Source organism: Pandoraea capi, assembly GCF_902459735.1.
Classification (GTDB): domain Bacteria; phylum Pseudomonadota; class Gammaproteobacteria; order Burkholderiales; family Burkholderiaceae; genus Pandoraea; species Pandoraea capi.
In genome coordinates this window covers 15,758-27,681 of the sequence record NZ_CABPRV010000012.1, presented here as the reverse complement: position 1 = coordinate 27,681, position 11,924 = coordinate 15,758, and the positions used below count along the sequence as shown (strand labels likewise).

The 11,924-nt window shown below is 63.5% G+C and carries 11 protein-coding genes; 4 read left to right on the top strand and 7 right to left on the bottom strand.

Going from position 1 to position 11,924, the window contains the following annotated elements; all coding sequences use genetic code 11:
* Positions 1–71: 71 nt before the first annotated feature.
* Entirely contained in the window at positions 72–389 is a 318-nt protein-coding gene (locus tag PCA20602_RS21235; RefSeq protein WP_150722885.1) for a hypothetical protein, read from the top strand.
* Here the strand turns inward: PCA20602_RS21235 and PCA20602_RS21230 are convergent.
* Positions 383–1,309 carry a LysR substrate-binding domain-containing protein gene (locus tag PCA20602_RS21230; protein ID WP_150722884.1) on the bottom strand — a complete coding sequence of 309 codons (927 nt, stop codon included), beginning with the start codon at positions 1,307–1,309 and terminating at the stop codon, positions 383–385. The two genes, PCA20602_RS21235 and PCA20602_RS21230, sit on opposite strands and share 7 nt — an antisense overlap.
* 208 nt (positions 1,310–1,517) lie before the next feature.
* Between PCA20602_RS21230 and scpC the strand changes: the two genes are divergently transcribed.
* The gene (gene scpC, locus PCA20602_RS21225) at positions 1,518–3,014 is read left to right on the top strand and encodes a succinyl-CoA:acetate CoA-transferase ScpC (protein WP_150722883.1); all 1,497 of its coding nucleotides are present in this window, start codon (positions 1,518–1,520) and stop codon (positions 3,012–3,014) included.
* 325 nt (positions 3,015–3,339) lie between these two features.
* Here the strand turns inward: scpC and PCA20602_RS21220 are convergent, their stop codons facing one another.
* From PCA20602_RS21220 to PCA20602_RS21210, 3 genes are all read right to left on the bottom strand, one after another.
* Positions 3,340–4,926 (bottom strand): methyl-accepting chemotaxis protein, encoded by a 1,587-nt coding sequence (locus PCA20602_RS21220; protein WP_150722882.1) that lies wholly within the window; start codon positions 4,924–4,926, stop codon positions 3,340–3,342.
* A 232-nt stretch (positions 4,927–5,158) separates the two neighbouring features.
* Entirely contained in the window at positions 5,159–5,515 is a 357-nt protein-coding gene (locus tag PCA20602_RS21215) for a GFA family protein (protein ID WP_150722881.1), read from the bottom strand.
* Positions 5,516–5,780: 265 nt separating this feature from the next.
* The gene (locus tag PCA20602_RS21210; protein ID WP_150722880.1) at positions 5,781–7,664 is read right to left on the bottom strand and encodes a methyl-accepting chemotaxis protein; all 1,884 of its coding nucleotides are present in this window, start codon (positions 7,662–7,664) and stop codon (positions 5,781–5,783) included.
* A 140-nt stretch (positions 7,665–7,804) separates the two neighbouring features.
* On the opposite strand from PCA20602_RS21210, the gene PCA20602_RS21205 reads away from it, so the two are divergent.
* Positions 7,805–8,803, top strand: coding sequence for a GlxA family transcriptional regulator (locus PCA20602_RS21205; protein ID WP_150722879.1), 999 nt, complete (start codon positions 7,805–7,807; stop codon positions 8,801–8,803).
* 46 nt (positions 8,804–8,849) lie between these two features.
* Here the strand turns inward: PCA20602_RS21205 and PCA20602_RS21200 are convergent, their stop codons facing one another.
* The 3 genes from PCA20602_RS21200 to PCA20602_RS21185 form a co-directional block, all read right to left on the bottom strand.
* The gene (locus PCA20602_RS21200) at positions 8,850–9,854 is read right to left on the bottom strand and encodes an SLAC1 anion channel family protein (protein ID WP_150722878.1); all 1,005 of its coding nucleotides are present in this window, start codon (positions 9,852–9,854) and stop codon (positions 8,850–8,852) included.
* Between the two features lie 236 nt (positions 9,855–10,090).
* Positions 10,091–10,807 carry a GntR family transcriptional regulator gene (locus tag PCA20602_RS21190; protein WP_174981399.1) on the bottom strand — a complete coding sequence of 239 codons (717 nt, stop codon included), beginning with the start codon at positions 10,805–10,807 and terminating at the stop codon, positions 10,091–10,093.
* A 19-nt stretch (positions 10,808–10,826) separates the two neighbouring features.
* Positions 10,827–11,783 (bottom strand): asparaginase, encoded by a 957-nt coding sequence (locus tag PCA20602_RS21185; protein WP_217432485.1) that lies wholly within the window; start codon positions 11,781–11,783, stop codon positions 10,827–10,829.
* Here PCA20602_RS21185 and PCA20602_RS26230 point away from each other — a divergent pair.
* Positions 11,782–11,904, top strand: coding sequence for a hypothetical protein (locus PCA20602_RS26230; RefSeq protein WP_281354667.1), 123 nt, complete (start codon positions 11,782–11,784; stop codon positions 11,902–11,904). The genes PCA20602_RS21185 and PCA20602_RS26230 overlap by 2 nt on opposite strands.
* The last annotated feature ends 20 nt before the right edge of the window (positions 11,905–11,924 follow it).

Sequence of the window (11,924 nt, the reverse complement as noted above, 5' to 3'; positions counted from 1 at the left end):
GGGACGATAGGGGGTCGGCACTCGGTTACCTTGCCGACTCCCGCATTCTCGATACGACATCGGACCTCGCCATGACACTCAAATTTCGCAATCCGGCGAACGCTGACGTCATCGAGATATCGTATCTGTCCTGCATCGCCGCCTTCTTCCTCGGCCCGCTCTACCTGCTGGCGTACGGCTTCACGTGGCACGCGCTGCTGTGGACGCTGCTCGCCATCGGCCCGGCGCTGCTCTGGAAAGAGTCGCTACTGGCGCTTTCGCTGCCCGCGACGTGCCTGCTTTACGCGGTCATGATCCATCCGCTGCTCATCGGCCGGTTGCGTGCGAACGGCTGGGAGCCGACCAGCGACGATGCCCTGCCGGGCCCGCGTCAACGCGGCTATCACTGACTCGCGTCGCGCACGCCCGCATTTCCGGCGACGTCTGCGGGCATCATCGCAATGAAGCGATCGAGCGCCGCCGAACCATGGTCGGCGCGATACGCCAGACTGATGGGCGCTAACGGCGCCTCTCCCGCCGGCGCTTCGATCGGCCAAAACCCCATGCCCGGCGTGCGGATCTGACTCACCGACGCCGGAACCAGCGACACCCCGAAACCCGCCGCGACCATCGGCACGATGGACGTGATCTGCGGCGCCTCCTGCCCCAGCTTTGGACGAAACCCTGCGGCCTCGCATGCCGCAATCGTACGGTCGTACAACGCTGGACTGATGTCGCGCGGCAGCAGAATGAACTCGTCCTGCGCGAGCGCGGCGAGCGGCACTCGCTCACGCGCGCTCATCGGATGCCCCAACGGCAACGCCAGCACCATCGGCTCGTCGACCACGCGCACACTCACAATGCCGTCCGGCACCTCGAACGGCGTGCGGATAAACGCAGCATCGACGGCGTCGTCGAGCAGCGCGCTCAACAGACTCGCGGTGTTGCTCTGCTGCGGATGCAGTTGCACCTCGGGATAACGCCCCCGGAAGTCGCGAATCCATGCCGGAATACGCGGTTCGAAATACGTCGCACCGGCAAAGCCGATACGGATCTGCCCCGCTTCGCCGCGTGAAATCTGCTGCATGCGCCGTTTGGTCCGCGCCACTCGCTCGAGAATTTGCTGTGCCTCCGGCAGAAATGCCTCACCCAGCTCCGTGAGCACGACATCGCGCGGCAAGCGCACGAACAACGGGCCGCCCAGCTCCGCTTCTAACTGCCGGATCTGCAAGCTCAGCGGAGGCTGCTGAATCCCCACACGCGCCGCCGCCCGCGTGAAATGACGCTCCTGCGCGACAGCAATGAAATATTGCAGATGCCGCAATTCCATAACCACTCCCCGGTCAGCCCGATGCCGTCGGGCTTTTCTCAATCAATACTTGAAAAGTATGCAAATCGTTTGTTCAATATATTGGAAATGTGACCGATGGGTCAATACACTTCGAGTCAAGCGCAAACCGGCTCCCCCAAAGCGGTCGCGCCGAGAATTCAAGAGATTCGAAAAAGAGACTTAGAGAAGAGACACGAGGAGCCTCACGATGTTTGAAGATCGCATCCGCCTGGCGTCGCTACGCGACCGGGTGATGAGCGCAGACGACGCTGCCAGGCTCGTTGGCGACGGCATGGTGGTCGGCATGAGCGGATTTACCCGCGCCGGCGACGCCAAGGACATGCCGATCGCTCTGGCCCGACGGGCGAAAGCCAACCCGATGAAAATCACCCTGATCACCGGGGCATCGCTGGGGCACGACTCGGACAAGACCCTCACGGAAGCGGGCGTACTCGCCAAACGGCTGCCGTTCCAGGTCGACACCACGTTGCGCAGCGCGATCAATCGCGGCGAAGTGATGTTCGTCGATCAGCACCTTTCCGAGACCGTTGAATTCCTGCGCACCGGCCAGTTCGGCAAGCTGGATGTCGCGGTCATCGAGGCGGTCGCCATTACGGAAGACGGCGGACTCGTGCCGAGTTCGTCGGTCGGCAACTCGGCGAGCTTCGCGATCCTCGCCGAGAAGGTGATCGTAGAGATCAACCTCGCGCAGCCGCTCGCGTTCGAGGGCATGCACGACATCTGGATTCCGGGTCAGCGCCCGCACCGTGCGCCGCTGCCCATCGTCGACGTGCGTGACCGCGTTGGCACGAACGTGGTGAAGATTGCGCCTGAGAAGATCGCGGCCATCGTCATCACCGATACGCCGGACAGCGCCTCCAATGCGCTGCCGCCCGACGCCGACACGCAGCGCATCGCCGGCCATCTCATCGAATTCTTCCAGCACGAAGTCTCGCGCGGACGTCTGCCCCGCACGCTGCCCGCGATCCAGTCGGGCATCGGCACGATCGCCAACGCGGTGCTCACCGGCTTCATCGATTCGCCGTTCGAAGACCTGACGATGTACTCGGAAGTGCTTCAGGACTCGACGTTCGATCTGATGGACGCCGGCAAGATGGTGTTCGCCTCGGGCTCGTCGATCACGGTGTCGCAGGTGGTGCAGGACCGTGTGTTCAAGCATCTGGAGCGTTACCGCGACAAGCTGGTGCTGCGCCCGCAGGAGGTCAGCAACCATCCGGAGGTCATCCGTCGTCTGGGCCTGATCGCCCTGAACACCGCGCTCGAAGCGGATATCTACGGCAACGTGAATTCGACGCATGTCGGCGGCACGCACATGATGAACGGCATCGGCGGCTCCGGCGACTTCGCCCGCAATGCCCGCATGGCCATCTTCGCGACGAAGTCCATCGCCAAGGAGGGCAAGATTTCGAGCATCGTGCCGATGGTGCCGCACGTGGACCATAACGAGCACGACGTCGACATTATCGTGACCGAACAAGGGCTGGCCGATCTGCGCACGCTGGCGCCGCGTGAGCGTGTGAATCTTGTCATCGACAACTGCGCGCATCCGAGCTACCGCGACGTGCTGCGCGAGTATTACCGCGACGCGCAGCGCTACGGCGGTCAGACGCCTCACGCGCTGGAGCACGCCTTCGATCTGCACGTCAACCTGCGCGAGCGTGGCTCGATGCTGGCGGGCAAGTGATGGGAATAACGGGATCGACGGAAGCGATCGAGACCGTCGGATGAAGCCAGCGGCCGACACAGCCGGGTGACATCACCGACATCGGTGCCGGACGCCATCGCCGGGGGGCGGGCGGCCGGACACCGGTTGGCCGGCATCGGCGCAGTCCACAAGACTCGCCGGTGCCGAGAAGAACGTGAGACGCATGCGGTCTCATGGGCCGGACGCTGGTGAGAGCGCTCCGGCATTCACGGCTCGCCGGCACACGCAGGCGAGCCGTTTTTTAAGGTCCGGCAGCGCGTCTCAACGACAGCCGCCACCGCACGGACCCTGCGCCATCATGCGATCACGCGATCATGCGCGACGCCTGAGCGGTCGTGCCGTCGATCCGGAAGATCGACACCAACTCGCGAAGGCCGCCCGATTGGGCCGCCATCGACTGAGCCGCCGCCGAGGCTTCTTCCACCAACGCCGCATTCTGCTGCGTGACGGTATCCATCTGCATCACCGCCTGATTGACCTGCTCGATGCCCGTGCGCTGCTCGGTCGACGCCGCCGCAATTTCCGCCATCAGATCGGTGACACGTTTGACGGCGTGGACCACTTCGTCCATCGTGCCGCCGGCTTCGGCCACCAGCTTCGTGCCGTCGCTGACTTGCCGCGTCGAGGCATCGATCAGCTCCTTGATCTCCTTCGCGGCGTTGGCGCTGCGCTGCGCGAGCGTTCGCACTTCCCCGGCGACAACGGCGAAACCGCGTCCCTGCTCGCCTGCGCGCGCCGCCTCGACCGCCGCGTTGAGCGCCAGGATGTTGGTCTGGAAGGCAATGCCCTCGATCACGCTCGTGATGTCGGCCACGCGGGCGGAGCCGTCCGAGATTCCGCGCATCGTCTCGATGACCTGACGCACCACTTCGCCGCCGCGCTGGGCGATTTGCGACGCGTTCGAGGCCAGCACATTGCCCTGCTCGGCGTTGTCCGCGTTCTGCTTGACGGTAGTCGTGAGCTCTTCCATGCTCGCGGCCGTTTCCTCCAGCGAAGCGGCCTGCTGTTCGGTGCGTGACGACAGATCGGTGTTGCCCGCCGCGATCTGTGCCGAGCCAGTCGCGATGCTTTCACTGGTATTGCGCACCTGCCCCACGACCTGCGCGAGCCGGGTGTTCATGTCGCGCAGCGAGCCGAGCAATTGCGCGAGTTCGTCCTGTCCCTGTACGTCGATACGCGAACTGAGATCGCCGCGCGCCACCGTCTGCGCAATTTCCACACAGCGACCGATAGGCACCGCGATCGAGCGCGTAATGAGCCAGGCGATGAACGTTGCTACGGCCAGCGCCAGCAGAATCAGGACGATCGTGGCGATGAACGCGGCGCGATAGCTGCTGGCGGCCGCGTCGGTCGCGCGCGCGGCGCCCGCTCGATTGACTTCCACATGGGCTCTCAGCTTCTCGGCGAGCACCGAAAACGGCTTGGTCGCCTCGGCCATGGCGACGGAACGTGCCAGCACCTTCGAATCGCTGTCGCCCTTTTCCAGCTCGGCAACGCGGTTGTCCACGGCCAGATAGGTGGTCCAGGCGTCGCGCACGGCCTCATAGGCCACACGATCTTCGTCCGAGGCGATCATGCCTTTGTAGGCGTCCAGCGTCTTGTTCATGCTGTCGATGGCCGCCTGACGTTTGGCCGTCTCGTCGGAGCGCGTCGTCTCGTCGGTGGACAGCAGCAGCGCGAGCGTAGCGCGACGTGTGGCGTTGGCCGCCGCCTGCGCCGTGCCGAGCGTTTGCACGCTGGGCAGCCAGTTATCGGCGAGGTCGCGCGTACCGCCGTAAATGCGCGACGCCTGGAAGACCGCCATGCCGCCCACGATGCACAACAGAACCAACGTGATGGCGAACCCGACGCTCAACCGTGTGCCGATTTTGAGACTGCCCAAGAACTTCATGCCCGCTCCATATGCGACAAAACGATAACAATCGCATGCCATAACGGGTGAGCATTCGACAATCTTGAGCCAATAACCCCTTGATTCTCACGCAATGACTTTCGAAACATTTCAAAAAACAGAAAATCAATTGCATATCAATCGTTTTGCGCCCCCTGTTTCTCCTGACAAACTTTCGATTAATAAATATCCATCAACATATATTTAATAATCTATCGACCGAAATGCCGGATTAGCGACTCGCGCCATCGATGGGTGTCGGATGCACCGTATCGAGGTCGATGTCGTCGATGCAACGCACGTTGATCGCTGCCATCTTCGTGCCATCGGGCATCTGACCGAACGCAAACGCTTCGACACCGCAATTCGGACAGAACTGGTGACGAATCACATGCTTGTTGAAAAGGTATTCCCGTGCTTTCCCATCGCCTGCCGTTTGAGAGAATTCCGAGACAGGTGTAAATGCGAGAATCAATCCGCGCTTTTTGCAAATAGAACAATTGCACGTAATTGTTTTGGACAAATCAATATTTGCAGTGAAGCGCAAATCACCGCAATGACATCCGCCCGAATATTGCTGATTCGCCATGACGTCTCTCCTCCAGATGATGGAATGATCGCCGGCGGAAAACGACGTCGCAATGCGGGCGATCCCGACGTGGACGACACGTCGGCGTTGCCGCGTTCATTCGAGATGGGGGAATGCGCCGCCGGCGTGCGGTCTATTGTGCGACAGAATCCGGCGGGCGGGCAGCGACCGGCGCCAGCGCCGGTCGTGTCGAAGGAGGGGGGGGCGAGTCTGCGAAGTGGACTCAGTGCGCCTCGACGCTTAGCGACTCAGCGCGCCAGGACACTCAGGCCGCGAGTGCCGGCTCGTCGCGACGCGGCGGGCGGCCGCCGTGCGGCGTGTGCATGACCGTCACACCATGACGGCTGTGCTCGCGCAACTGGAATAGCGCCACCGTCTCGGCCAGATTGCGCGCCTGCTCGCTGAGCATGGCGGAGGCGGCGGCCGATTCTTCCACCAGCGCGGCGTTCTGCTGCGTCGACTGATCCATCTCGGCCACGCTGCGGTCGATCTGGCTGATGCCGGTGCTCTGCTCCATCATGGCCGTATGAATCTCGCTGATCAAACGCCGCACGCGCGCGATGCCATCGACGATTTCGCCCATCGTGTCGCCCGCCGCCTGCACGCGTTGCGTGCCGCTCTTGACGTTCTGCACCGAGGCTTCGATAAGCGTCTTGATTTCCTGCGCGGCGGCGGCACTACGCTGCGCCAGCGTGCGCACTTCCCCGGCCACGACCGCGAAGCCACGTCCCTGTTCGCCCGCACGCGCGGCTTCCACCGCCGCGTTGAGCGCGAGGATGTTCGTCTGGAACGCAATGCCGTCGATCACGCCGATGATTTCGGTAATGCGCTCCGACGACTTCGCGATCTCGCTCATCGTCGTGACAGCGCCCGTGACAACGTCGCCGCCACGCGCGGCGGCGTCGCTCGCATCATTGGCCAGACGCGTGGCATGCTCGGCCGCCTCGGCCGTCTGCTTGACGCTCGCCGTCAGTTCGGTGAGCGCCGCCGACGTCTCCTGCAACGTGCCGGCCGATGCCTCGGTGCGTTGCGACAGATCGCGGTTGCCCATCTCGATTTCGCTCGTCGCCGAGGTCATGCCGTGAACGCCCGAGCGCACGTCGAGCATGACGGTGCTGACCTTGTCGACGAACGCATTGAACGATTTCGAGATCTGCGCGACTTCGTCGTGCCCGATGACATCGAGGCGACGCGTCAGATCGCCGCCGCCCGAACCGATGGTGTCCATCGCGTCGCGCACTTGCGACAGACGACGGAAGGCCTGCGACGTGAAGAAGCTCGCGATACCGATCGCACACAGCGTCAGCACGATCAGTGAGATGACGGTGCCGCTCAGCACGCGCGACAGCCCGGCGGTGGCTTCCGCCTTGTCGAGGGCGACGACGAACAGCCAGTCGGTGCCCGGCACCGGCTGCGCCTTGACCAGCTTTGCTGCGCCGCCGAGTTCGACTTCCGTCGGGTTGGCGGCATGCTCCATCTTGCCCAGCGCGTCGGGCGTGAGCGCGGCTGCAAGATCGCTCGACTGCTTGAGCATGAGCTTTTCGTCCGGATGCGCGATCACGAGACCGTCGCGCGAGACCACGAAGGCGAGGCTCGACGGCGTGGGGTGCACGGCCTTGACAACGTCCTGCACCGCGTCGAGCGGCACCGCGCCGCTCACCGCACCAAGCGTCTGACCGCCGCGCAGAATCGGCGCGGCGAACGATACGTACAGCTTGCCCGAGGCAATGTCGGCATACGGCTTGACGACCGTGAGCTTGCCGGCGGACGTGGCGCCCTTGTACCAGGGGCGTGCGGTCGGGTCGTAGTCGGGCGGCGTGGGGCCGCTGGAGAAATACGACTTGTCGCTCCAGCCAATGCTGGAGATCGGGAAGCCGTTGGTCGCGCCAAGCAGCTTCGTGAGGGCCACGCCCTGCTCGCCCTTTTCGACGGCAGCAGCGGTGCCAACGACCGACTGGCCCTTGGCAGCAGCCCAGCGCTCCACGGCCAGCGTGTTGCCACGGGCGACGGCGTCGAGCGTGTCGGAGATAGTGGACATCATGCTGTTGCGCACGATGACGTAAGTGGTAATGCCGGAGAGGATCAGTGCACCAATGACGGTGGCACACGCGATCAGAATGATGCGTGTTCTAAGCGAAGATACTGTCATGCTGTCGAGGCAGGCCTGCGGCTAGGGGATCGAAAGACAGAAGACCGGCACCCAGGCTACCGGCTCCACGAGGTGGGAGAATCCACCCAGGCATTTACGGCAGCCGCCGAAGAAACTTTAGGTGTTAACCCGAATTCGACGTGAAAAAACTGACATTGGTTGTTTTTGACGGCGTGCAAGCGCTCGATGTGGCAGGCCCGCTCGACGTATTTGCCGAAGCCAACTTGTTGTTGAACGAACAGGATCGCTATGACATTACGTTGGTAGGCGAGCGCCGCGACAGCGTGCGATGTTCGAGCGGGATCGAATTCAAGGTCCACTGCGACTACCGCGAATTTCATTCGGAGAGCGATCTTTTATTGGTCTCCGGTGGCCCGAGAGTGCCGGAATTTCGCCCCGATCCGACGTTCACCGACTGGATTCGCTTGCGCGCGCATGGTGCGACGAAATTCGGCGCAATCTGCAACGGCGTCTTCTTGCTCGCGCACGCCGGCCTCCTGTCCGAGCGCGAAGTGACAACCCACTGGGACCACGCCACGCGGTTGCAGACGCAGTTTCCACATCTGAATGTGCGCCCCGACAAGATTTTCGTGCGCGACGGCAACCTGTTCACATGCGGCGGAGTCGCTGCGGGCATCGACCTTTGCCTGGCGCTGGTTGCAGAAGACTGGGGGCACGATCTGGCAGTAAAAGTCGCCAAGCGGCTGATCGTCTACATTCGGCGCGACGGTGGGCAGTCGCAGTACAGCCCCTATCTTGCGGTTGGCCCAAACGAGAATTCACTCGTGGCCAAAGTTCTCAAATACGTCTCCGATCACATCGACGAATTGCTGAGCATCGAAGATATTGCCGACGCCGTGGGTGTGAGCCGACGCACCTTTGCACGTGCGTTCGCCAAGCACGCGAAGGTTACGCCGTCGGTGTTCGTCGAGCAGGTCCGCGTCGATTTCGCGCGAAAGCTGTTGGAAGAAACCGACGTGCCACTCAAAACGGTGGCGTTTCGCTGCGGTTTCAACGGTGCGACGCATTTGCGCCGCACGTTCTCCCGAGTTCTCGGCACGACGCCGAAATCCTACCGGGAGACGTTTCGTTCTCGTGTCGCCTCGGACGAGCGCACCGATGCCACGGCGTCCCCCTGACAGCCCCCCCCGCTCACTCGCCGCTCACCCCGGGCTCACGTCTGGCTCACGCCGCCAACAACCGCCCTGTGGCAAGTGCGTGAAGCGTGCGTACCGCAAGCACGGCGACGGCCGCACTCAGCAAGGTGAGCATGATCGCGGCAATCGCTGTCAGTCCCGCGCCGCCCACCGCATCGGCATAGATCAATGACGCATTGGTCAACGCCGCCATCGGAAATCCGATGCCCCACCACGTCGGCGAGAACGGCGCGGGTCGCGTGATCAGCCGATAGGCAATGACCGCGAAGAGAAACAGAGCGAAGTAAAAGAGCAGCGCGGCAAACATGTCGACGTGATGCGACAGGTTGACGTAGGCGATGAAGCCAACGCTGAATGGCGCCGTCAGGATCATTTTCGAGGGACGCGTCGCGCCCGTGAGCGGCGCCTCATGCACCAGCCGCGAAAAGATCAGCACGAAGAACACCAAAGCGCTCACCCCACCGACAGCCGCCGCGAACAGGTTGAGCTCGCGCCCCCACCCTGAGGTGAACTGCCCGCCGGCGACGACAACGTCCAGACTGCCCACACCGGCAATCAACCATGCCGGGGCCACGGACGTCGGCGCCATGTTGCCATTGAACAGGCGGGAAATCATCACGACGCTCAACCCCAGCGTCACAAGCGTGCCGAAGAGCCAAACCCATTCATGCAACAGCGCGTTATAGCGTCCGAGCACGCTCGACAGCAACAGAATGCTGATCCCCACCGTGCCGAAGAAACTCCCGAGTACCGGATGGGTGAACTCGAAGGCGACGGCCTCCGGATGTTTCACTGTCTTGGCCAGATAGGCAACGACGAGCACCGCAAAGGCGATCAACGCCACGATACCGATGCCATCGGCAATGGACGCACGGATCCCGTATTGCTTGCTCGCGATTCGCCACGCCAACGACAGACCGGCGATGCTCATGACCGAGCCGAAGAGGCCAACAGGCAAATGCCTGACCGATTGTGCTCGTCCCGGTGCGCCAGCGTCGGGTAAAGGGGGGTGCTGGGGGCGTGCCTGCGTCATACAAAACTCCAAACATTGAGTATCGACTTGCGTCGGATGTCCGGATTCTGCCGTTGCCGCGCACGCTTGCGTGCGCATGCTGCCCCCCGTGTCCCCAAAGTGACGACGGATGTCCCCATATGACGGATTTCGCCCCTCCCGCCGCTCGGCCCCCCGGGCAAAAACAAGGCCCCGGACGCTGCCGTCGGGGGCCGGGGTGTCGCTGGCGGCGTCGGTGCTGCCTGATCCGCGCGACGTCAGTCGTTCGCTGCCGCTTCGGCTTCGGTCTGCTCGATGGCCTGAACGATGATGCGCAGCGTCGCGTCGAGATGCGCGTGCGTGTGCTTGCGCGCTGCCGCAACGTCACGCGTGCGGTACTCGTCGAGCATGGACTCGTGCTCACGATTGCTCACGTCCACGTGCACGGGCCGCATGTAGAGCGACAAGGCGATGTAAGGCCCGGACGCATCGCGCAACGTCTTGATCAGATGGGCAAGACGGGAGTTGTCCTGCGACGCCCACAGCGCCGCGTGAAACGCCTGATTCAGTTCGGTCCACTTGACGACATCGGTCGTCGCCAGCATCTCGGCATGCAGCGCCTGCGCGTGCGCGATATCTTCCTCGCGCATCGTCGCCATCGCCTGCTCGGCCATCATCGGCTCCAGCGTCATGCGCAAGCGGTAGATCTCGTTGACGTCGTCGATCGTGAGCCCCCGCACCACCGCACCGCGATGCACGTCGAAAAACACCAACCCTTCGGAGACCAGCGTGCGCAAGGCTTCGCGCACGGGGGTCGTCGACATGTCGAGACGACGCGCGAGATCGTCCTGACGCAACCGGTCCCCCGCCTTCAGACGACCTTGCAGAATCTCGGTGCGCAGGGTCTCGATGGCATATTGATACGCGGTGAGCCGGCGGCGGCCCGAAGTGACGGACGAACCGACGGCGCCGGATGCGGAGGACGTGCTTTTCAAAGGAAGGCCGTGTGAGGATTTATCGACGCGTGAGTTTACTCCAATTTGCCAACGCTTCTCCAAGGTCACCGGCTGCCGTGCCCGAGGCCAGAAGCGCCGTCACCAGCAGTCGCGTCTTCAGCGGCGACAGCCAGCCCGACAGATGGGCGCCGCGTCGCGCGAGATCGATTTCCGAACCGACGTAGCCGTACGTTTGCGACGCCGTCGAGCCGCTTGCCGCACGACTGGCGATCACCACCGGCACCCGCGACGTCAGCGTGCCGATGCGCTGTGCGTAGCCGAACGAGACGTGCCCCGCCCCTTGCGCGGCAACCACGAGCGCCTCGTATCCTCCCGTCACCGCCATCTCCGCCAGTTCGCCGTCATCGCCGAGAACGGCCGTCACCAGCGCGACTTTCGGCCACGCCCGCACGGGTCGGGGCAACGGCTGCGCACGCATGGCAGCGCCATGGAAATACGTGGGACGCCCTTCGACGAGGCGCGCCGCGACACCGCCGTCGAGCGATGCGAACGCCTGCACCGCCAGTGCGTCGCTCTTGCTGACCCAGCGTGCGTAATGCACCGTGTCGTTCATCACCACGAGTACGCCGCGACCGGCGCTGTCCGGATGACAGGCCGTACGCACCGCCGCCAGCAAGTTGGCAGGACCGTCGGCACCGGCCGCCTGCGGCGCGCGCATCGCCCCAGTCACGATCAGCGGCGCCGGTGACTTCCAGAACAGATCCAGCAGAAATGCCGTCTCCTCCAGCGTATCGGTGCCCTGCGTGAGCACGACACCGCTCGCCCCCGCCTCGACCTCCTGCTCAGCCCACGCGAGCGCCGCCATCAGATCGTCGTAGCCCAGCGAGGCGCTCGGCAACTGACGCAACGATGTCGTGCGGATGACCGCCACCTCGGCGAGGCCCGGTACGGAGCGGGCGAGTTGCGTGGCGTCGAGCGTCGGGACGACGCCACCGGCCGCTTCGGAGGGCGTCATGCTGATCGTGCCACCGAGCGAGGCGACGGCAACCGTCGGAAGCGAAGCAGGGATTGAGGGCATGGCAGGCGTGGTGGGCGTGGAAGACGAATCGATCATGGCAGAGGGATCAGGTGAGTAGAGACGATTTTAATTTCGATT